The sequence below is a fragment of the Corallococcus sp. EGB genome (assembly GCF_019968905.1).
GTDB lineage: Bacteria > Myxococcota > Myxococcia > Myxococcales > Myxococcaceae > Corallococcus.
Genome location: NZ_CP079946.1, coordinates 4,202,190 through 4,222,514, shown reverse-complemented (window position 1 = coordinate 4,222,514; position 20,325 = coordinate 4,202,190). Strand labels below are relative to the sequence as shown.

Annotated in this window: 15 protein-coding genes; 8 read left to right on the top strand and 7 right to left on the bottom strand. The window is 69.0% G+C overall.

What is annotated here, in order from left to right; all coding sequences use genetic code 11:
• Both KYK13_RS17785 and KYK13_RS17780 read left to right on the top strand, forming a co-directional pair.
• Window positions 1-918 carry a hypothetical protein gene (locus KYK13_RS17785; protein ID WP_223645821.1) on the top strand — a complete coding sequence of 306 codons (918 nt, stop codon included), beginning with the start codon at window positions 1-3 and terminating at the stop codon, window positions 916-918.
• A 323-nt stretch (window positions 919-1,241) separates the two neighbouring features.
• The gene (locus KYK13_RS17780; RefSeq protein WP_223645819.1) at window positions 1,242-1,661 is read left to right on the top strand and encodes an STAS/SEC14 domain-containing protein; all 420 of its coding nucleotides are present in this window, start codon (window positions 1,242-1,244) and stop codon (window positions 1,659-1,661) included.
• A gap of 172 nt (window positions 1,662-1,833) precedes the next feature.
• On the opposite strand, the gene KYK13_RS17775 is transcribed toward KYK13_RS17780, so the two are convergent.
• On the bottom strand, window positions 1,834-2,820 hold the full coding sequence (locus tag KYK13_RS17775; protein ID WP_223645817.1) for an AraC family transcriptional regulator: 987 nt from the start codon (window positions 2,818-2,820) through the stop codon (window positions 1,834-1,836).
• Window positions 2,821-2,878: 58 nt separating this feature from the next.
• Here KYK13_RS17775 and KYK13_RS17770 point away from each other — a divergent pair, with 58 nt between their 5' ends.
• Window positions 2,879-3,823, top strand: a complete 945-nt coding sequence (locus KYK13_RS17770; protein ID WP_223645816.1) for a chlorophyllase — start codon at window positions 2,879-2,881, stop codon at window positions 3,821-3,823.
• 187 nt (window positions 3,824-4,010) lie between these two features.
• Here KYK13_RS17770 and KYK13_RS17765 read toward each other — a convergent pair whose 3' ends face one another.
• Both KYK13_RS17765 and KYK13_RS17760 read right to left on the bottom strand, forming a co-directional pair.
• Complete coding sequence (locus KYK13_RS17765) at window positions 4,011-5,342, bottom strand: carotenoid oxygenase family protein (protein WP_223645814.1); 1,332 nt, start codon at window positions 5,340-5,342, stop codon at window positions 4,011-4,013.
• A 221-nt stretch (window positions 5,343-5,563) separates the two neighbouring features.
• On the bottom strand, window positions 5,564-8,752 hold the full coding sequence (locus tag KYK13_RS17760; RefSeq protein ID WP_223645812.1) for an NEW3 domain-containing protein: 3,189 nt from the start codon (window positions 8,750-8,752) through the stop codon (window positions 5,564-5,566).
• An 824-nt stretch (window positions 8,753-9,576) separates the two neighbouring features.
• Between KYK13_RS17760 and KYK13_RS17750 the strand changes: the two genes are divergently transcribed.
• Window positions 9,577-11,625, top strand: a complete 2,049-nt coding sequence (locus KYK13_RS17750; protein ID WP_223645810.1) for a hypothetical protein — start codon at window positions 9,577-9,579, stop codon at window positions 11,623-11,625.
• Window positions 11,622-11,756 carry a hypothetical protein gene (locus KYK13_RS38875; RefSeq protein WP_255654298.1) on the top strand — a complete coding sequence of 45 codons (135 nt, stop codon included), beginning with the start codon at window positions 11,622-11,624 and terminating at the stop codon, window positions 11,754-11,756. The genes KYK13_RS17750 and KYK13_RS38875 overlap by 4 nt, the downstream gene beginning before the upstream one ends.
• Here KYK13_RS38875 and KYK13_RS17745 read toward each other — a convergent pair.
• A complete protein-coding gene (locus KYK13_RS17745) occupies window positions 11,748-13,487 on the bottom strand; it encodes a serine/threonine-protein kinase (protein WP_223645808.1) in 1,740 nt (579 codons plus the stop codon). The genes KYK13_RS38875 and KYK13_RS17745 overlap by 9 nt on opposite strands.
• On the opposite strand from KYK13_RS17745, the gene KYK13_RS17740 reads away from it, so the two are divergent.
• Complete coding sequence (locus KYK13_RS17740; RefSeq protein ID WP_223645806.1) at window positions 13,486-13,629, top strand: hypothetical protein; 144 nt, start codon at window positions 13,486-13,488, stop codon at window positions 13,627-13,629. The two genes, KYK13_RS17745 and KYK13_RS17740, sit on opposite strands and share 2 nt — an antisense overlap.
• 674 nt (window positions 13,630-14,303) lie before the next feature.
• The gene (locus KYK13_RS17735) at window positions 14,304-15,926 is read left to right on the top strand and encodes a peroxidase family protein (RefSeq protein ID WP_223645804.1); all 1,623 of its coding nucleotides are present in this window, start codon (window positions 14,304-14,306) and stop codon (window positions 15,924-15,926) included.
• A gap of 303 nt (window positions 15,927-16,229) precedes the next feature.
• Here the strand turns inward: KYK13_RS17735 and dnaG are convergent, their stop codons facing one another.
• From dnaG to KYK13_RS17720, 3 genes are all read right to left on the bottom strand, one after another.
• Window positions 16,230-17,978, bottom strand: coding sequence for a DNA primase (gene dnaG / locus KYK13_RS17730; RefSeq protein WP_223645803.1), 1,749 nt, complete (start codon window positions 17,976-17,978; stop codon window positions 16,230-16,232).
• 210 nt (window positions 17,979-18,188) lie between these two features.
• Window positions 18,189-19,061 carry an alpha/beta hydrolase gene (locus tag KYK13_RS17725; protein WP_223645802.1) on the bottom strand — a complete coding sequence of 291 codons (873 nt, stop codon included), beginning with the start codon at window positions 19,059-19,061 and terminating at the stop codon, window positions 18,189-18,191.
• 112 nt (window positions 19,062-19,173) lie between these two features.
• Window positions 19,174-19,773 (bottom strand): TetR/AcrR family transcriptional regulator, encoded by a 600-nt coding sequence (locus KYK13_RS17720; RefSeq protein ID WP_223645801.1) that lies wholly within the window; start codon window positions 19,771-19,773, stop codon window positions 19,174-19,176.
• Window positions 19,774-19,892: 119 nt separating this feature from the next.
• Here KYK13_RS17720 and KYK13_RS17715 point away from each other — a divergent pair, with 119 nt between their 5' ends.
• Window positions 19,893-20,213, top strand: coding sequence for a hypothetical protein (locus KYK13_RS17715; RefSeq protein ID WP_223645800.1), 321 nt, complete (start codon window positions 19,893-19,895; stop codon window positions 20,211-20,213).
• Window positions 20,214-20,325: the final 112 nt, after the last annotated feature.

Below are 20,325 nucleotides of genomic sequence, written 5' to 3'. Positions count from 1 at the left end.
ATGGAGCGCGTCCCCGTCCCCACCCGCGTGTCCGTCCAGGATGGGCAGGCCATGCTTCAAATGGTGGAGCTGCCTCCCTCCGTCTACGAGGCCCCCTTCCTGTCCGACGGCCTGAACCAGGCCCAGGCACGAGGGGAGGCTGGACGCGCCTCCTCGTGTCCCGTGAAGGACCTGCCAGCGGAGGGCCCACTGCCGGCGGGCCTCATCTTCCACGTCTCGCGGTGCGGGAGCACGCTGGTGACCGGGATGCTGGGGACGCTCCCGGGGGTGCGGGGCGTGAGCGAGCCCGAGGCGCTGTCGCTCTACCTGCTGCACTGCGCCCAGGGCGCCTGCGCATTCGACGCGGAGGCGTTCCGCCGGTTGATCAAGGTCTTCGGGCGGGGGGCCGGGCCCGGGGGGCGTTATGTGATCAAGTTCTCATCATGGAACCTGCTGTTCCTGGACTGGATCCGCGACGCCCTGCCAGAGGTGCCCTGGGTGTTCCTGACGCGGGACGTGACGGAGGTGATGGCCTCCAACTTCCGGAACCCTTCCGCGCCGTTGCGGTGGTACCGGAGCCGCGGGCCGTGGTTCGAGGCGTGCTTCCCGGATTGGCCAGGCGAGGAGCGGAACGCGCCTGAAGCGTTCTTCGCGGGGTGTCTGGCGCGCTACACGCGGAAGGCCCGGGAGCACCAGGGGCCGCTGTGTCTGTGGGCGGACTACGCCCGCCTGCCCGGCCTGGTGCTGGATCAGATCCTTCCGCACTTCGGACTGGCGGCGGATGCGCCGCAGCGGGCGCGGCTGGAGGAGAAGAGCCGCTACCGGTCGAAGGGGAACACGCGCGAGACCTTCGTGCCTGACGGGGAGCGGAAGCGGGCGGAGGCGACGCAGGCCATCCTCGAGGCCGTGAAGGTTGCCGTCCCAGGGCCAGGGTGGTGATTCCGCCCCGTCCGACGCCACTCGGCGCCGGTCGGCCGCATCGACTCGCCGCTGCCTCAGGCGACTCACCTGCATCCTCCGGCTGCGGCTCTGGCGCTGCTTGCGGGAGTGGCAGTTCGCGCCGTCGGAGGCTCCCCCTGCCCTGGCGGCCCTCGTGACCTACGCACTCGCCCTGGCGTCGGAGGCCCCGGTTGGCTGAACAACAGTCGCGCAGGGCTCTGCCCCGCGCGGCTGCGAGAGGACCTGGACCGGGCCTTCCTGGGCTGGGAACGCTCTATCCTGAGAACCGGGTCGAGGCATCGGTCGCAAGGGGGAAGCACCCGATGAAGCAGGCAAGAGAGTGGACGTCCGGGAAGCAGCGCATGCGCTTCGAACCTCCCAACCTGGTGGTGGCGACGTTCAGCGGGGAGGTGACCGTGGACGAAACCCGGTGGATGGTGTCCATCTACCAGGAGGTGTTCGAGGACGGGCCGTTCTACATCATCGCGGACGTCACCCACGCGACCCTGCCCACGGAGCCTCGGAAGTACCTGGCCGACAACATCCGCTCGGAGTGGACGCGGGGCATTGTCTACGTGGGCGCGGACATGGCCCAGCGCATCGTCACCAAGGCGCTATCGGTGGGCATGCTCTTCACCGGGAAGTCGGCGGGCTTCGACACCGTGTTCCTGGAGAGCGTGGAGGCGGGACGCGCGTGGGTGGCCGAGCACCAGGCCCGGGCCGAGCAACAGCGGACGGGGTGAGGCACGGCACGAGGAGCCCCACGCACGCCCGCGCGTAGCAAGCGGGGCGGCCCTTCCAGGCTGCCCGACGATGTCTTGCCCCGGACTGCGGGGGCTGGCCGGGGAGCCAAGAGAGAAGGCCCTCCCCCACCCCGGCAGGACCTCGCGATGAACATCGCGGAGCCTTCGCGCCTTACGGGCTGGACCTCCCGGAGGACGCGCGCCGGAACGCTGCCGGGCCAGTGCCCTGCAAACGCTTGAACGCGCGGCTGAACGCGGGAACGCTCTCGTATCCCACGCGGCGTGCGATGCTCTCCACCTTCTCGGTCGTGTCACGAAGCAGCTCCGCGGCCCGCGCGATGCGCCAGCGCGCGAGGTACTGGAGCGGGGACTCTCCCACGAGCTCCGTGAAGCGCGCCGCGAACCCTGAGCGCGACATGCCCACGCGTCGCGCGAGCATGTCGACGGTCCATGGGGCGGCGACGCGGGCGTGCATGAGGCTCAGCGATTCGTAGATCCGGGGATCGGCAACAGCGGCGATGGCGCCGCGCTGACACTGCCCCTCCCCCACCGTCGAGCGGAGGGCGAGCACGAACAGCACGTCGGCGAGCCGCTGAAGCACGATGTTGCTCGCCGGTCGGGGCGACGCGCTCTCGGCAAGAATGAACTGAACCGCGCTGGAGACCCAGGGCACCGAAGCAGGGTCGCTCGCCGACAACACGACGAGTGGCGGTACGCCTTGAAGGAGCACCGGCCCGAGTCCGTCGCTCAGTTCGAAGAAGCCAGCGACAAGCGTCGTCGACGCGCCACGCCCCCCGATGCGCAAGGGTCTCTGGTTGAGGGAGTACGGTCCGTCGCAGATGGGGAGCGGCTCGCTGTCAGCCGAATCGCGCAGCACGTGAGCCGTGCCGTGCGGGACGAAACCGACATCTCCAGGCGACAGGACGTGCGTTCGCGCCCCTTCGACCTCAAGACGCGCGCCGCCTTGCGCGACCAGGTAGAAGCTCGCGCGATTCCGGCGGGGCATGCGAAGCCCCCATGGCACGCGCGCCTCGATGGGGTTGTAGAGCGCGTGCCGGATCAGCGAGGCGCCGAGCACATCGGCGACCGCGTCTCCACGCGGATCTCGAAGCTCCAGCGGAGTTGGCTTTTCAGCTAACGGATTTGGAGCTTTGCGCATGGATCGTCCATAGCGCAGGCACTATCCAGAGACCACCGTGCGAAAGGAGAGCGGTCCCATGAGCAGCTCAATCTCTCGAGCAGAAGCCAGTGCCCTTGATGCGCCCGCGCCGGTGGTGTCGGTGAGCCCGGTCGTCCTGACCTCGCCGGGGCGGGGCTCGGATCTGGAAGTGCGGGTCTCCGCGCCCGTGGTGGGAAGCGGTTTGCCAATCATCGTCTTCGCGCACGGCCATGGGTCGTCGTCGGACGGCTATCTCCCCCTTGCACACTACTGGGCGGCTCGTGGCTTCGTCGTGATCCAGCCCACCTTTCTCGATTCAAGGATGTACGGCCTCGGACCTGAGGATCCGCGGACCCCGTTGCTCTGGAAATTCCGTGTCGAAGATGTCACGCGCGTCCTCAATCACCTGGACGTCATCGAAGCGTCTGTTCCGGGGCTCGCGGGCCGCGTCGATCGCAGCCGCCTCGCTGCGGTTGGACACTCGTTCGGCGCTCAAACGACAGCGATGCTGCTCGGCGCCAGAATCCGGTGGCCCGATGGCAGATTGAGCGAGGATCTGTCCGATCCCAGGATCAAGGTCGGCGTGTTGCTTTGCGCAGGTGGCCGGGGGGGTGATGCGCTGAGCCCTCTCGCGCGTGAGCATTTCCCGTATCTGGATCAGGTCTATGCCCGGATGACCCCGCCGACCCTGGTTGTGGCGGGCGACCAGGACCATTCTCCGTTGACCGTCTGCGGTCCCGAGTGGTTCACGGACGCGTACACCTTGAGCCCGGGCCCCAAGTCGCTCCTGACGCTGTTTGGAGCCGAGCACATGCTTGGTGGAATCTCCGGGCATCGCGTGACGGAAACAACCGACGAGAACCCCGCGAGAGTCGCAGCCGTCCAGCGTGTTACATGGGCGTACCTCCACGAGGCGTTCTACCCCGGCGAGCGTACGTGGGCCGTGGCATGCGAGGAGTTGATGGCAAGCCCGACTCCGCAGGGCCGGGTTGAGAGCAAATGAGTACCGGAGTTCCAGAGGCTCCAAGATGGCGCGCACGCTCAGACGAGGAGAGGCCATCGGGGCTCCAGGCCAGGTCACGGACGCGATCCACGCGAGGGACCAGGGTCTGGAACAGCGCGGCCGGGCCGCCCGCCCAGACCTTCCCGGTGCCATCCCAGTTCGCCAAGGCGAGCGTCGAACAGGCCGCTCAGCGCGCCCGAGGGACCCAGGCGCCGTGAAAACCGGCCGGCACCCGACGCGGCAGGTGGACGGTCGCGACGGGCTCCTCGTGGATCGCGCGCGCGTCGAGGATCACGAGGTCGCTGGAGTCCGTCGCCGCGCGATACACCATCACCATCAGCCAGCCGTCGTCCTCTTCGACACCTCCGGGGCGCGGCACGAACACGGGCTCGCTGTTCTGGTCGCCAGCCGGCACCGCGTAGCGCGTCGCCTCACCGCGCTCGAGATCGAAGCGGACCACGCCGCGCATTTCAATGGGAGTCGGCTGCTCGGTCGCATACAGGTAACGGTAGCGGCGCCCGGTACGGCTCTCGTTGATGCGCGGCAGTTCGAGCCCGCCATCGGTGAGCGGCCCTTCATCGACCCGGCCGGTCGCCGTATCAATCACGTAGCGCCAGAGCACGCCGACGGGGTTGTCGGCGAACCTGCCCGTGCTCGCGTCGAGCCGCAGATACCACGGGTAGCGGACCGCATCGAGCACGACACACGCTTCGTCGCGGTCATAGGCGTTGACGACGTGCATGATGAAGCAAGGCTCGATGCCAAACCAGCGCACCTCGCCGCCGTGCCGCGGGATGACACCGATGCGCGCCGGCCGGTCGTCGTGCCAGCGCAACGGCATCCGGTGGCCCTGCTTCAGCATCGAGAAGTCGTACCCGACGTTCACGTCGAGCAGCAGGCTGCGGGTCTCGGTGATGGCGATGTCGTGCATCATTGACGGCGCCGGCACGTCGATAACGGTGTCGACGCGCTGCACCCCCTGCGCGTCCACGACGCCATAGCGCAGCCACGGTGCGCGCCAGTCCGCGCGAAACGCAATGAGCTCGCCCGTCAGCGGATCGACCTTGGGATGCGCGGTCATCCCGCCGCCAACCCCTGCATGCCGTCGGGGCGCTCCGAGCGAATCGAGCCCGGCGGTGATCGCGAGCGGCGCCCCACCCTCCGCCAACGCCAGCAGTTCGCCCGCGTGCAGCAACACATTCACGTTCGGATTGGTGTCGGTCAGCGTCGGCGCCTGCTCGGGCGCGTACACGTCGGCCCAGCGGCGCGTGCGCACCCAGCGGTTCCGGTAGCTGGCCGCGCGGCCGTCCTCGAACGCGATCGCGTGCAGCATCGCCGCTTCCGGCCACCAAGACAGCACGTCGTTGCCCTCGAAGCGGCCGCGCAGGGGGTTCGGACCGTTGCGCAGCAGCGTTCCGTCGAGCTCGCGCGGGATGTCCCCTGTGACGCGCAGCTCAGCGAGATCAATCTCGTCGGCGACCGGCGCGCCCGCGCCACGGTTCAAATCGAATGTGGTCATGACATCACCCCTGTCAGTGCTCTTCGAGCGAGCGCCATCGCGCCCGCCCGGGCAGGAATCAGAATGACGCCATTTCTATCCGGGTATAAATGCCTCGTCAATATCACCCGGGTAGAATAGGGGCCCCAGCAGGCGCAGCGGCAGAGGGCTCACCTGGACGAACGCACTGCTGGAGCGCACGGCCGGGCTCCAGACCCAGGAGCCCGGCCTCCTGCTTCACGCTACTGCACGGTGAAGCCCACCGTGTTGCTGGTGACTGTCTCCGTGCCGGCGGTGGCGGTGGCGGTGACGGAGTACGCACCGGGCGCGCGCGCCGCGTAGCTCCACGCCGCCTTGCCCTTGGCATCCGTGGACACGGTGTGCGCGTCCGTGAGGCCATCTGGACGGAGCACACTGAATCGCACGCTGGCCTGCGCGGAGCCTGTTCCTCGCGTCACGAGGGTCGTCAGGGGCACCTGGGCGTTGCGCTTGTAGCTGAGCGCCGGCACCGACAGCGTGGCCATCAACGGCGGCGGGGTGACGTCCACCGTGAAGCTGCCCGGCGCCGCGCTCGCGCCCGCGTGCGAAGCCGTCCCGCTCACCGTGAAGCGACCGGACACCGTCTGCGGAGGCGTCACGGTGAGCATCACCTGCCCGCGCGCGCCACGGGCCAGCGTGATTGATGTCTGCGACAGGCTCGACGTCCAGCCCGACGGTGCCGTGGCGCCCAACGAGAAGCTGCTCGCGGCGCACGCCGTGCTGTCGTTGTTCGTCACCGCCATCGTCACGGTGAGCGGCTTGCCCGCCTCCACGGTGGCCGTGGCCGGCGTGAAGCCCACCGATGGCACACGAGGCACGCACACCACGCGCGCCTCCAACTGCGCGCCACCGACGGACACCCCGTCACGCAGCACGCCCGGCGCGAAGGAACGGCTGCCCGCGCCCGCGTTCGAAGGCGCGGTGACCGTCAGCGTCGCGGTGGCCGTGGCCCCGGGCGCCACCGTGAGCGACGGCGCGGAGAACACCGCCCCCCACGGGTCCGAATCCAGCGCCAGCGTGAACGTGGAGGCCCCACACGTCGCCGTGTCGTGGTTGGTGACGGACAGCGTGTAGCTCCCCGTCCCTCCCGGCACCACGTCCACCGTCGACGGCAGCGCGCTGAGCGTCGGCGCCGAGCGCACGCAGGGATTCACCGTGACGGAGGCCGTGGCGGTGGTCTCCACCTCATAGCCGTCCCGCAGGATCTGGAGGTCCACGGTGTAGGTGCCCTGCGCGTCCGAGGGCACCGTCTTGTACATCGTGAACTCGAACGAGCCGCCGGGCTCGATGTCGAAGCCGTACTGATCATAATCCGTGGCCCAGCCCGCGGGCAGCGTGGACGCGGGCTCGAAGTACCACCACCCGCACGCGCGCGAGTCGTGGTTGACGAGGGTGACGCCGAAGGCGGCCGTGTCCCCGGCGCTCACCGTCTGCGAGGTCCGGTCGAAGCGCACCTCGATGGGCGCTTGCTCGCACGGCGCAATCACCTCCAGCGCGTCATCCGCAGTGACGCTCTCGCCGTCGCGCGCGACGGTGACGTCCACCGTGTACGTGGCGTATGGCGTGCCCTCCGGCACCTCCTTGGTGAAGGTGAGGGAGCGCTGCTTGCCGGGCTCCAGGGTGATGCTGGCGGGGAGGTTCGTCGTCGGCCAGCCCGCGGGCATCGACGTGGAGAGCGCGAAGGTGGAGGTGGGGCAGCCCACCGTGTCGTTGTTGGTGAGGGTGAGGCCGCTGGCCACCTGCCAGCCCGCCGCGGCGTAGTCGTACCAGGTGTCAAACGTCACCGTCGGCGGAGCGCGCACGCACGGCACGGGCTCGTAGTGGACGCTCACCGTGACGCCCGCGGGCGTGGCGGCGGTCACCGACAGGCGCAGGTTGGTGTACGGATCCGCCCACGTGCCAGGCAGGAAGGCCGGATCCCACCACGCGGACGTCTCCGGCGTGAAGTCCAGCAGGTGCGTGTAGCTGCCCGTGTACACGTCCTCGTAGTGCACCAGCGCGCCGCCGAATATCTGCGCGGGCTGGAGGGTGGCGTCGTAGTCGCCCACCTGCCTGCGGGCCTCCAGCCACAGCCAGCCGTCGCCGTAGAAGCCGCGGCGTACCTTCAGCGCCTGCAGGCCACTGCCCATGGGCGCGGACAGCGGGGACAGCGTGAAGGTGCCATCCGTGCCGTCCACCGTGGCCACCGCGCTCGGCTCCAGCCAGCCGGCGCGCACCTTGTGCGGCGCCGCGTAGTGGCCCAGGTTCCAGTCGCCCATGGAGGAGAACTTGTCGCCGTACTCGGTGAGCGTGCCTCGAGCGCCCACGGGGCCCAGGGCCTCCGCCCCGAAGTCGCGCGAGCTGCCGTGGTGCAGGGTGAGGTTGTGGCCACCCTCGTGCGTCACCAGCTGCACGCCCAGGTCATTGGGGCTCATGTACTCGGCGCGCAGCCACGCGGTGGAGGCGGTGATGGGGCCGTCCTGCGTCTGCTGCGTGTAGCACGCCAGCGAGCCCAGGCCGCCGTAGGAGCAGCTGGTGCCCGTCGCCTGCGGGTGGACGACGAAGATGCGGTCATACTGCCGGAAGTCCACGTCCGCGTCGGCCGCGGCGATGGCGGCCACGCGCATGGCGTCCGACTCGCTGCACGAGTAGCCCCGATTCAGCGTGTACCAGCCCACCACGTCGCCGCTGGCGCTGGTGCGGCCCTGGGACGCCTCCTGCCAGTAGCCCGTCAGCGAGCGCTGCGTGGTGGAGAAGAACACCTCGCGCACCTGCTGCGCGGTGAGCGTCTGCGGCTGCCCCGGGAAGGTGGCGAGGATGACCAGCGAGCGCTGATCCCCCGTGGTGCGGCACGCGGAGGTGGCGGAGAGCGACTGGCGCACCACCTCCGTGTCCTCCGCCGCCAGCCGCGCGGCCAGCTTCAGGCCCCGCATGCGCACGCGCAGGCCGCTGCGCAGATCGCCGGATGGAGGATTCGCGAAGCGCACCTGGAGCCGCTCGCCCTTTGCGCGCAGGAAGTGCTCCGTGCGCACCTCCGTCCGCTCCGGGTTGTCCGCGACGAGCACCTCCAGCTCACCCTCGAAGTCCCCGCGCGCCTCCAGCAGCGGCGCCGCGTCCGGCTGCTTCCGGGAGAGGCTCGCGCGTACGGACTCGGGAAGCGACAGCGCCAGCGCGGCGCCCGCGTCCACGTCCATCAGCGAGCCCAGCGCCTCGGCGCGCTCGCGGAGCAGCGGCGTCAGCCCTGCCTTCTCGCCCCGGCGCAGCCGGGCGTTGAGCTGCGACACCTTCTCCTTCAACGGCGCGGCCTCGGCCCTTGCGGGGGCTGGGGGCGCGGTGGGAGCCGGAGTGGGCTCCTCCTGCGTGGCGCAGCCCACGGCCAGCGCCAGCGTGACGGTCAACAACGTGCGAAGCATACCCTCTCCCGGTGAGCGGCGGCCCTGGCACGGGGAGCGCGCCTTCTGGCCCGCCGCGCGCGCCTTCTGCACCGGGCTGCTGGATGTTTCAACATCACTCCAGCACTCCGCGCGCGAGACAGGTCCGTCACGCGGAGTTATCCCCGATGTCACTCCGCGGTGTTACGGCCCGTCCAGGCCCCGAGCCCAAGGAGCGGCTGGGACGCTACTGCTGGCTCGTGGAGCGCACGCTGGCCTGGAAGAACCCGCTCCGTCGCCTTCGAGAGCATTGACTGGACCCTGAACGACCTGTCGTCCCACACAAGAGCCATTGACGCGGCGCCAGTGGAGGAGACCTTCTGGTCATTCATTGTTCTTGAGGCCTGACTTCGCCATCACGTCCTCACCCAGCACCTGGCAGCGCTGGATGATCTTGTCATCGCGGAGACGGTCAACGATGGCCCCGGCGAACCGTTCGCCGGAGGTGTTGTTTTCGGCGAACCGGGTCCCTCATCGGTCCAGGCCCTGAGCACCATATCACCCTTCCACTGTTCGCCCCACCTGGCCGCCGCACCGCGCAGGGAAACAGCCGCAGGTTCACGTCGTGAAGGACCCGGAACGTAGGGCAATGGGCTTGGACAGGGTCTCCAGAGATCCTCCCCGACCTTCACGCATTCTTCTTTTCTGCCTATCCTTTCGACATGCGACAGCCGCCGTCGATCGAAGACGTTGTTTCAGTCCCCTCCATCCTGGCGCACATCGTCAGCTTCCTGGATGCGCGGAGCTCCAGCAACCTGAGCCGAGCCCTCCGCCTCCTTCCGAGTCCCGAGGGCCCTCTGGAGCGGATGGCGAACGAGGTCTACGCGGAGGCCCTCAAGCGCTTCGCCGAGCTGACGGGCGGACCGCCGACGCGGGAGCAGACCTCCACCGCGCCTGTCGCCCGCGTCTTCTTCGAGCAACACCAGCTCCGGCTCTTCCATGGAGTCATCCAGCTGGTCCTGGACGCCGTCAACCGGGCGAAAGGCAATGAGGCGGAGCTCAACGTCGTCACGGGCGAAGACCTGCTCTACACCGTGGGCCGCCTGTCCATGATGCTGAACGACGCGGATTACCTCCCGTCTGACACCCGCCCCACTCCCCACAACTGGACCCGGGAGTCCTTCCTGCGCGAGCGTCCCCAGCTCCAGGACCAGGCGGTGGGCACCATCGTCGCGCGGCTGGGTGAAAGCCAGAGGCAGCAACACGCCCCCTCGCGCAGGCTCACGGCATACGAAGGTGACGTCCGCTTCCGCGTCTACTCCATCCTCCAGCGCAAGCTCAAGGAACAGATGGGAGACACCTTCCCGCTGAAGTGGACGGAAGGGGACCTGAACATCCTCAATGCCTTGATCGAGCAAACGACCAGCAGCCTCTTCTCTGACAGCGACCGCCAGCAGCTCATCAAGTCGCTGGCATACTCGAACAAGCGATTCCTTGTGCTGGTCGGCGTCATGCCGCCCCAGAGCCTGCTGGATGACCCGGCCCGCCGTGACGCCGTGGTGGAGGTCGCGCTCTCGCTGGGGAGGCTCTTGAAGAAGAGAGCGAACCTGCTCCTCCAGACGCACCTGGAGAACAACTCCATGCCGGAGCTGCCCAAGGCCCGGCGCAACGACCTGTCCTCGAAGATCAAGACGCTGGAGGGCGCGTTCAAGAAGGACTCCGATGCCGTCGAGCTCGTCAAGTGGAGGAAGAAGGGCGAGTTCCGCAACATGGACCTGCCCTGGGGAGGTCACCACGCCGTGGGCCTGGCGTACGCGGGCTCCGTCCGGCTCATCTTCTCCCAGGCGCTCGCCATCATGAACGCCATCGGGGACCAGAGCAGTGCGGCGCTGGACCTGAGCTACGAACGCATCGTGGATTACCTCGACCGGCTGCCTCGCGAAGAGGTGACCACCGAACTGCAGGCGGCGCTTGGCAATCCACTGGCCGTCCGCAACGCCTTCTTCGGGGAGCTGGGCATCCTGCTCGTGGGCATCGAGGGCAGTCAGAACAACATGGCCGTGATGCAGGCCCCCATGGTGATGGACCTGATCTCCATGGGGCGGATGACCTGGGCCCAGGCCCTGTTCCAGCGTCTCGACATCCCCTTCTTCGTCATGGGCGCGGACAAGACCGAGAAGGGCAAGAAGCCCCTGGAGCGGCACAGCAAGGTCATCCAGCAGATTGCCTTCACCGAGGAGGAGCGCAGGGACGAGACGTTCCCCAAGTTCGAGAACTTCCTCCAGCGGGAGCTGGACCTGAACGCGCTCTTCCTCAAGACGTTCTTCCCAGCCCTGGCGCGCCTCGATGAGAACAGCCAGCTCATCATGTCGGCGCTGATCATCCAGGGCTATCTCCGCCGCAAGTTCAACCTGTCCTTGAAGGCGTGCAGGACGCTCGACGCGGGCATGGAACGCCTGCTCGGCCCGCTGCTGGGCAGGAAGAAGGGGACCTCCGGCGCCGCGAAGAAGCAGGGCGCGTCCACGGCGCAAGAGGAGGCGCCCAGGAAGCAGTCCCAGGAGTCGCACGGCACCTCCGGGCTGCCGCTGCACGACTTCGTCCCCAGCCCTTCCGGTCAGGTCTACCCCGCGATGTACGGACTGCCGACGCACATCAACCAGATCGTCAGCCAGCAAACCGTGGCGGAGTGGTACCTGGAGATCTCCACGGGGCAGGTGTCACGCCCACTGCTCGCCCGGCTGGATCAGATGATCGTCCACCTGGACTGGCAGACCGCGGAGCTGGAGCCGGACCCCTACGAGCGGCAGATGTTCGCGAACCGGGTGGTCGCCTACCGGGGCCCCTCTCAGGAGGCGTTCCAGACCTGGAAGCAGTTCGTCCGGTTCGTTGAGCTCCGGGAGCGACTCACCCGGTGACGCCGGGGGGACGGCGCGGCGGTCCGCGCCGCCACTCGCGCAAGGACGCCGCGCAGCTGGGCTCCATTCTCGCCAGTGGCGACTTCGACGACGACGCCGAGGCGAGCAACGAGTTCGGGGGCTCAGCGTGAACCCTCCTTGGCATCGCGGTGACGCTGGCGCAGCAGCGCCGCGGCCCGGGTTCGGACGCTGGCAATGGGATGCTCTCGGGCAGCAGCCTCCAGCGAGGGCACCGCGGCCTCGCCCAGGTCCTTGCGGAGGAAGTCCTCGCAGGTGCCGTGGAACCGGTCACTGACGAGGCATTGGATGGCGTTCTGGCTGACGACCGGTGCGTTGCGGTACGCGGCGTCATTGCGCAGCGCCGCCCGGTAGGCCGCCACTCCATCCACCCAGCGGAGGTTGTCGAAGTCGACATTCCCCTCCAGGTAGCGGACGTAGGCGCTCGTCGGGTACTTCGCCGCCAGCCTCTTCAACGCCGCCAGGGCCGCGTCCCGTCGCTGTGCCTTGATCAACCGGTGGACCTCGTCGATGCCCGGGAGCTGCTCCACGACGGGCTGCCAGGCCGTGGCGTCCGGTGGTGCCTCCACCCGTGCATCCTCGACCACCGGGGCCGTGGGCGACGGGCGCTCCGAGGCCACCGGCACCGGAGCCGCGGACTTCGACGGCATCGCCCACCAGCCAAGGCCCACCGCGGCCAGGCCGAGCACCACCGCGCCTCCCACGAGCCAGCGCGCGCTGCTCCGGGCGGGCGGGGGCGTGATGGGGCCAGACCGCATCGTGGCCTCGGACTCCTCCTTCCGGGCCACCGCCTCCGTCGGCGCCACCGGCGGGGGCTCCGGAGCGCGGGCCCCTGCCTGGAGGCCCACCGGCGTCGCACGGGGCTGCGCCCGCGCGTTCCGTGTCTCGAGCACTTCCGCCGTGGGACGTGACGGCGTGGGCGCGGAGGCGCGCGGTCCCCCCGGAGCATCGCCGGCCCCGGGCGCCACGAAGAGCACCGCCGGCCCCGCCCCGGCCCCTTCAAGCGCGGTCAGGAACTCCGTGGCGGACTGGAAGCGCTCCCCCGGCGCCTTCTCCATCGTCTTCGCCAGCGTCGCTTCGAGCTCCGCGGAGAAACCCGCGTCAGGGGCGGCGTCGCGCAACCGGGGCGGTGGCACCTCGCGCTGCATGCGCAGCAGCTCCGCGTTGCTGGTGGCGTTGAAGGGCTTCTTCCCCGTGAGCAGTTCGTAGAGCAGCACGCCGGTGGAATACAGGTCCGTCGGCGGCCCCACCGGCTCTCCCTGGATCTGCTCCGGGGCCATGTACGCCGGCGTCCCCAGCATCAGCCCCGAGGTGAGGCCCGTCACCTCGTCGCGGAGCTTGGCCAACCCGAAGTCGAGGATGCGCACCTGCTCCCCGAGCCCCACCGCGTGGGTGACGATGATGTTCTCGGGCTTGATATCGCGGTGGATGATTCCCTGTGAATGGGCATGGGCGAGGCCGGCGAGCACCTGCCGGATGAGGCCCAGCGCCCGGGCCGGCTGGAGTGGACCGTCTCGCAAGAGGCCCCGCAGCGTCTCTCCGGTGACGAAGTCCATCACCATGAAGGGTGAGTCCTGATCCACGCCGACGTCGATGACCGACACGCAGCAGGGGTGCGTGAGGCGGCTCGTGGCGCGCGCCTCCACCTGGAAGCGCTTGCGGAACTCGTCGTCCCGGGCGGCCCAGGCGTGGAGGAACTTGATGGCGACGGGCTTGCCCACCTCCAGCCGCTCGCCCCGGTACACCATGCCCATGCCACCGGCAGCGAGTCGCTCGATGATGCGGTAGCGCTCCTGCAACACCGAGCCGATGCGGGGATCCGAAACGGCCGTGGGCTCATTCATGGGCGCGCACGATAACAAGTGGGACGCGCGGTGGAACGCCCGCGAGGAGCGACACCTCCAGCGCCAGATGCGGGACGGCGTGAAGGACGTCGAGGAACGCGGCGAATGGTTCCAGTGCGTGGGCGCCGGGAGCAGCATGTGAGAGCTCGGCTCCCACGCCCGGGGCGTTCAGCCCCGCTGCTCATGCTGCACTCGAGGTGCACAAGCGCAGGAACCGGGAGTGAGGGATGAGTCCTCGGGTGTGATCGACCCGAGCCTGCCTCGATCCGGTATCCGCTGGACGCTCGCCCCCAAACGAGGCTCCCTCCATGTCACGGAAGAATCTGGCCGGCCTGGCCGCGCTGATTTCGAGTCGTGCCTGGAGCTCTGAGCCGGGGTGGCGTGACAGGCTTCCGTGGTCAAAAGTGACACGCCGGGTGCTCCAATCCAATTCCTGTCGGACTTCCAATCCATCGGTCTCATTCAGTCATTTACATTGCCGTGCATCCAGGCCCTCGAGCGGTGCCCGCCGTATCTCCGGCACCTCATTTCCAGACCTGAATGCATTCCCTCCCATCCCCAAACCCTGCTCTTCCGGCCATGGGCTGTCACGCCCTGCGTCATGCCAGCATCCACAGTGCATTGAGCTGATTTGATGTCAAGGAAGACCCGGGGACTGCAATCCTTGTCCCGCCTGCCTCACTCCGATTGCCAAACTTTCCTGATGACAACTGGACAACACCAGTTGTATGAGGAGCAACCATTAAAGCAACGGGGGGAGTGCACATGCGCAGAGCGTCAATTGCTGTCCCGAGGAAGCCGGCCCGTGCGTTGATCATGTTCGCCACGGTTGTCGTTGGTTCCGCCGCGCACGCGCAGGATCGTTTCAGCGAGGAGGCAGACACCGAGTCGCTGTACACGCAGTACCGCTCCATTGACGGAACGGGCAACAACCTGGCGCACCCGCGATGGGGCGCGACAGAGGAGCACCTGCTGCGCGGGCCGAGCGGTGTGCACTACGCGGATGGTGTCTCCGCGATGGGCGGCGCCGGACGTCCCAGCCCTCGCGACGTCAGCAACGCGCTCTTCCAGCAGGACGTCTCCATCCCGAACACGCACCGGATCAGCGACTTCATCTGGACCTGGGGGCAGTTCCTCGACCACGACTTCAGCCTCACCGAGGGCGCCAACGAGTCCGTGCCGGTGCCCGTGCCGCTGTGCGACGCGTACATGGACGCGCTCTGCACCGGGACGCAGATGATTCCCTTCCGGCGCTCCGTGTATGACCCGGCCACCGGCACCGGCCCCGGCAACCCGCGCCAGCAGTTCAATGAGATCACGGGCTACCTGGATGGGTCGAACGTGTACGGCTCCGACGCGGCGCGCGCCGCCTGGCTGCGCACGTTCCAGGGCGGCCGGCTCAAGGTGACGCACACCCCCTATGGCGACCTGCTGCCCTACAACGACGGCACGCAGGCGAACGCGGGTTCGCCCGAGCAGCCGGACCTGTCCACCGACCTGTTCGTCGGCGGGGACATCCGCGCCAACGAGCAGCCCACACTGGCCGTCATGCACACGCTGTTCGTGCGCGAGCACAACTGGCAGGCGGCGCGCATCGCGCGGGAGAACCCCCGCTTCTCCGACGAGCAGATCTACCAGGCTGCGCGGCGCATCGTGATCGCCGAGCTTCAACACATCACCTACACCGAGTTCCTCGAAGCCCTGCTGGGGCCCCACGCGCTGCGGCCCTACCGCGGCTACGACCCCAGCGTGAACGCGGGCATTGCGCAGACATTCTCGACCGCCGCCTACCGACTCGGCCACACGCTGCTCAGCCCCTTCATCCTGCGGCTCAATGAGGACGGCTCGCCGGTCGCCGCAGGGCCGCTGTCGCTGCGCGATGCGTTCTTCAGCGCGACGCCGCCCCTGTTGGAGAACGGCGGCATCGAGCCGTTCCTGCGCGGTGTCGCCGCCCAGAAGGCGCAGGACCTGGACCGCTTCATGATCGACGACGTGCGCAGCTTCCTCTTCGGCCCGGCGGGCGCAGGCGGCCTGGACCTGCTCTCACTGAACCTCCAGCGCGGGCGCGACCACGGCCTGCCGGACTTCAACACGGTGCGCGAGGAGCTGGGGCTGAGGAAGTACAATCGCTTCTCGCAGATCACCGACGACGCGCAGGCCGCCCAGGCGCTGGAGCAGCTGTACGGGAGCGTCGACAACATCGACGTGTTCACGGGCATGTTCGTCGAGAAGGACGTGCCGGGCGGAATCGTCGGCGAGACGCTGCGGGCGGCGCTCGTGGAGCAGTTCGAGCGCACCCGCGCGGGGGACCGATTCTGGTACGAGCGGTCGCTGAACATCTTCGACCTCCTGCGGGTGAAGTCGACACGGCTGTCCGACATCATCCGGCGCAACACCAGCATCCGGAGAATCCAGAACGACGTCTTCTTCGTGAAGTAGCGCGAGGAGTTCTCCCCGCCGCCCTGGCCCGCCACGCACCACGCGCGGCGAGCCGGGTGGACCGCGGCCGACGTGGGCTCCGGTGGTAGGGCCCTCAACCAGCGCAGCCTCTCCGGGGAGGAGTTCCGGACGGTCCCCTCCCGAACTGGCTGCTGCTCTGCTCGACCGCAATGGCTCCCTCGATGAGTGCTACTTCACCTATTCCCACAGTCCCATCCGCGATGAGACTGGCGGCGTCGGGGGCGCGCTCGTATTGCGACGAGCCCAGGGTCGCGAACGTCAAACGCCGGATCCGCTAGCGTCTCAGCGATCGCCCTGGAGCACCTGGAGCACCCGGTGGCGCAGGGCCAGCAACTCCGAGCGTTGGGAGAGTCGCGCGAGGGTCGCGCCACTGGGGCGGGGTTCGCGACTGAGTTCGGTCAGCTTCGCCAGCTCCGCGTCCAGCCGGCGAAGGGTCAACTCGCAGCAGGTGGCGCGGAAGACCTTCACCAGGTCGCCTTCCTGCGTGGGCAGGGCACGCGTGGCGCTCGCGAGGGCTCGCGCCACCGCGCCGGTGGCAGCGAGGCCTCCGGTGGTCGCGCTGCCCAGCGCCATTCGCAGCCCCGCCTCCCGAAGATGCGCCAGCGCCCCAAATGCGTCCTGGTCCCGCACGCGGGGATTGCGCAGCACACAGGCCACCGCGCGGGCCTCCAGCGCATCCACACCGCGCTCGGCTGGCGTGACGGCCACTGGAGGAGGAACGACGGTGGGTGGCGCCGGAAGCCGCGGCCCGGTGAGCACGCCCTCCAACTCCGCGGAGGGCAGACCCACGTGGGCGGACAGCGCGCCGAGGAAGGCCGTGCGCATGAGGCCCGGGGGTATCTTCGCCACGACGTCCCGCAGCCGGCCCAACGCGAGCATCTTCTCCTCGAAGCTGGATTCACGTCCCTCGGGCAGCACGGAGGCGAAGAGGTGGTGCGTGAGCGGACGGGCGTCGTCGAACAGACGGGACACGCCTGCCCCGCCCTCCCGCAGCGCGAAGGTGTCTGGATCCTCCCCTTGGGGCAGCAGCGCCACGCGGGTGGCCACTCCGGCGGCGAGCAGCGGCCCGGCCAGGCGCTCCACCGCGGCGAGCCCCGCTGCGTCCCCGTCCAGCAGCAGCACCAGCTCGCGCGCCTCCGCTCTCGCGAGCAGCTGGAGGTGGCCTGGCGTCAGGTGCGTGGAGCAAAGCGCCACGGCATGGCGCACCCCCACCTGATGCAGGAGGACGCAGTCGAAGTAGCCCTCCACCAGCACCGCGCGATGCAGCCGGCGGATCTCCGCCCGCGCGAGGTCCATCCCGAACAGCGTGTCCGCCTTGTGGTAGAGCGGGCTGTCCTTCGAGTTGAGGTACTTCGGTCCCCCAGCGCCACCGGACATGAGCCGTCCGCCGAAGCCCACGGGACGTCCGTCCGGCGAACGCAGCGGCAACATCACCCGGCCCCGGAAGAAGTCGTAGCAGCCCGCGCCCTTCTTGCGCGGCTGCACGAGTCCCGTCTCGAGTCCCGCCTCCCGCAGCCCCGCGCGCTCGAGCCGCTCCGCGAGCCGGTCCCAGGCCTCGGGAGCCCAGCCCAACCCGAACGCGCGCGCCGTCTCCTCCGCGACGCCCCTTGCCTCCAGATAGGCCCTCGCCGATGCGCCTTCGCTGCTCCAGAGCAGGGCCTGGAAGTGGTCCTGGGCCAGCCTCGTCACGTCGCGCAAGCGCTGGCTTGAGTCCGCAGCCGAGGCCTCGGATTCGGACACCGCAAGTCCCACCTCCCGTGCCAGCTCACGTACGGCCTCTCCAAAGGAGAGCCCGAGCATGCGCCGGAGGAAGTCCACCGCATCTCCACGCGCGCGGCACCCGTGGCAGAAGAAGAAGGCCTTCGCTGGGACGACGAAGAAGGACGGGGTGCGCTCCTCGTGGAAGGGGCACCGCCCGCGAAACTCCCTTCCGCTCGGGGTGAGCGCCACGTGACGAGAGATGAGGCCGGGCAGGTCCACCCGGCGGCGCAGTTCCTCGAGGGTCTGGGGAGAGATCCGCCGCGATGCCATGAGCCTTTCCGGAAGGCCACTCTACCCCGGACGGGCGCAGCGCCCGTTGTCCCCTCGGCGCTGCCCTCATGAGACTGGCTGCCAGCAACCACTTCCATCATGAGTTCTCATGCGGGACGTGTCTGTGAGAGGACGGTGGGCCGAAGAGCAGTGGGGTGACAGCGCCGCGTTGGCTCATGACAGACATCCCCTCGCAATCGGCTCCATCCATCACGAACCTGTAGGACTCACACGAAGCGGCGGCGTCCCTCGCGCGGGCGACACCGACGCCAGCAGCTCTGGCCCGGGCCAGGCATTGCTCGGCCGTCCTTCCGCCAGGAAGTCCACCGCGGGCGAAAGCACCTCCGGCGCATAGAGGATGCGGAAGTGCCCCAGGCCTTGCGTGCGCGTGAGCTTCGCGCCCGGCCACGCGCGCGCCACCGCTTCGCCTGCTACCAGCGGCACCTCCCGGTCTCCCACGTCGTGGAAGATGCGCAGCGGCACATCCAACCCTGGCGCGAAGGCAGGCAGCGCCAGGTCCGCCAGCCGCATGTCGAAGCGCGCCTCGATTCGCGCCGCCATCCGCCGCCACAGGGCCTCCGAAAGGCCCACCGTGTCCGCGAAGGCCCGGATGCCCTCCAGCGGATCCGCTGGCGGCGAGATGAAGACCGCGCGCTCCACCTTCATCCCGTCTCGCAGCGCCACCGCCGTGGCCGCCGCGCCGAACGAGTGCGCCACCACCGCATAGGGCCCGCCCGTCGCCTGTCCCACCGCCGCCACCATTCCCGCCAGCTCCGGCAGCGAGCTGGTGCGCCCGGAGGACGCCCCGTGCCCCGGCGCGTCGTACGTCACCACCGAGAAACCCGCGGCCACCAGGGGCTGCACGAACGCCGTGAGCTGCCCGCCGTAGCCACTCCACCCGTGCACCAGCAGCACCCGGGGGCCTTCGCCCCAGCTCCACACCGCCACCTTCTCGCCCTCCACCTTCAACACCCGGGGCTGGCCCCGCGCCAGCACCGCCTCCGCCGTGCGCGAGCGCCGCGGCCGCCGGGGCGTCAGGAACAGCCGCTCCGCCCATGCCGCCGCCAGTCCGGGTGCCACCACCCCCAGACTCCGCGCCGCCGCCCTCACACCCCACAGCGTCACTTCAGACCGAACGTTCGTGCTATTTTCAGCCATGATGAGGTCCTCATCGAAGGACATTGCAACGACAAGGTCAGGAAGCCGGGGTGCGCGCGGCGGTGACGAGCGCGTCGAAGGCGCGGCGGGCTCGCGCCTCGGCCTGGGGGTCCCGCATCAACCGGCTCGCGTGGTGGAAGCCCAGCATCACCGCGTACTGGTCATGGGCGAACTGCTCCACGTCCAGCGCCTTGTGGAAGTGCCCCTCCGCCATGGCGATGCGCGCGGCCTGGGCCAGGCAGTCCAGCCAGTCCCGCTGCCCCTGCACCAGCGTGTCGCGTGCGGGCCCGGGTACGTCGTCCAGCTCCGCCGCCGCCGCCACGAAGATGCAGCCGCCTTCGAGTAGCTTGTCCCGGTCCCACGTGAGCCAACCCTCGAAGAGCGCCCGCACCCGGGGCTCGCCGCGGGCCCGGCCCAGCGCCGGACGGATGACGCGCTCGGTGAAGACAGCGGTGGCCGCCTCCAGGACCTGAACCTGCAGCTCTGTCTTGGACTTGAAGTGCGCGAACAAGCCGCTCTTGGAAAGCCCCAGCTCCTCCGCCAGCCCGCCGATGCTCAGCCCGTTCAGCCCCACCCTGCTCGCCAGCCGGACGGCCGTCTCCAGGATGGTCTGATGGGTGAGCTCGCCCTTGCGCATGACCTCTTCATAGAACGGTCGTGCTTTTCTCGCAACTGCTTTCGCGGGCAAGGTCTGGGAATCAGGGATTTGCGATAGGCTCCGGTTTCGCAGTCACCATCCTCGTAGGAGGCCTCACGATGAAGAACAAAGCAGCCCTGGCGCTATCGATGTGGGCAATGTTGACCCTCGCCTGCGGTGGGCCGCCCGAGGAGACGTCTGCCCAAGAAGCGCTCACTCCGGAAGCGGCCCTGACCTCGGTCGAGCAGGGCATCGATGAGGTATGCGGCGACGGCGTCACCGTCTGCGGCCGGGGCTTCCACTGCTGCCTCTGTAACGCCTGCGTGCTCGTCAGCGTGAAGTGTCCCCAGGTGGATTGCGCGAGCGCGCCACGTCCGGAAGAACCGGGCGCCCGCCCCGCGCCCGATACGGCCCCGTCTCTCAGCGATGGCCCCCGGTAGCCGAGGAGCGGCGAGTTCCCATCCCCTTCCCCGGGAACGAATCCACGCGTTTGTTTGTTATCGGGGCATCGGACTGCGCGAGTCGCAGAAGGAGCTTGGGAGGCCCGCGGCG

Coding starts and splice junctions, on each gene's coding strand:
- KYK13_RS17750 (WP_223645810.1), top strand. CDS start 9,577: ATGGCGAACGAGGTCTACGCGGAGGCCCTCAAGCGCTTCGCCGAGCTG.
- KYK13_RS17785 (WP_223645821.1), top strand. CDS start 1: ATGGAGCGCGTCCCCGTCCCCACCCGCGTGTCCGTCCAGGATGGGCAG.
- KYK13_RS17720 (WP_223645801.1), bottom strand. CDS start 19,773: ATGCGCAAGGGCGAGCTCACCCATCAGACCATCCTGGAGACGGCCGTC.
- KYK13_RS17760 (WP_223645812.1), bottom strand. CDS start 8,752: ATGCTTCGCACGTTGTTGACCGTCACGCTGGCGCTGGCCGTGGGCTGC.
- KYK13_RS17740 (WP_223645806.1), top strand. CDS start 13,486: ATGGGCGCGCACGATAACAAGTGGGACGCGCGGTGGAACGCCCGCGAG.
- KYK13_RS17780 (WP_223645819.1), top strand. CDS start 1,242: ATGAAGCAGGCAAGAGAGTGGACGTCCGGGAAGCAGCGCATGCGCTTC.
- KYK13_RS17775 (WP_223645817.1), bottom strand. CDS start 2,820: ATGCGCAAAGCTCCAAATCCGTTAGCTGAAAAGCCAACTCCGCTGGAG.
- KYK13_RS17765 (WP_223645814.1), bottom strand. CDS start 5,342: ATGACCACATTCGATTTGAACCGTGGCGCGGGCGCGCCGGTCGCCGAC.
- KYK13_RS17745 (WP_223645808.1), bottom strand. CDS start 13,487: ATGAATGAGCCCACGGCCGTTTCGGATCCCCGCATCGGCTCGGTGTTG.
- KYK13_RS17770 (WP_223645816.1), top strand. CDS start 2,879: ATGAGCAGCTCAATCTCTCGAGCAGAAGCCAGTGCCCTTGATGCGCCC.
- dnaG (WP_223645803.1), bottom strand. CDS start 17,978: ATGGCATCGCGGCGGATCTCTCCCCAGACCCTCGAGGAACTGCGCCGC.
- KYK13_RS17715 (WP_223645800.1), top strand. CDS start 19,893: ATGAAGAACAAAGCAGCCCTGGCGCTATCGATGTGGGCAATGTTGACC.
- KYK13_RS17735 (WP_223645804.1), top strand. CDS start 14,304: ATGTTCGCCACGGTTGTCGTTGGTTCCGCCGCGCACGCGCAGGATCGT.